Source organism: Paraburkholderia sp. SIMBA_053, from assembly GCF_046534895.1.
Classification (GTDB): domain Bacteria; phylum Pseudomonadota; class Gammaproteobacteria; order Burkholderiales; family Burkholderiaceae; genus Paraburkholderia; species Paraburkholderia caledonica.
Genome location: NZ_JAWRXU010001921.1, coordinates 1 through 229, shown reverse-complemented (window position 1 = coordinate 229; position 229 = coordinate 1). Strand labels below are relative to the sequence as shown.

The 229-nt window shown below is 66.8% G+C and carries 1 protein-coding gene; it reads right to left on the bottom strand.

Features of this window, described 5'->3' with window-relative positions; genetic code table 11:
- Positions 1 to 229 (bottom strand): ABC transporter permease (locus SB753_RS42235; RefSeq protein WP_410805846.1); only part of this gene is annotated, 229 nt, incomplete at both ends.

The window sequence follows — 229 nt, the reverse complement described above, 5'->3', positions numbered from 1 at the left end:
ACCATCAGCGGCAACATCAGCAGCGTGCGCAAATAGCGCATCGACCAATGCGTGCCGTGCTGGATCGCGTAGGCCGCGGCAACGCCGAGCGGCGTCGCGACGAGCGCGGCGCAAACGGATGCCGTCAGCGTCACGCGAGCGGCGTCGATCCATGCGGGGTTGTCGAAGAACGCGTGATACCAGCGCAACGAGTACGCGGGCGGCGGGAACGTCATGAAGCGCGTGTCGG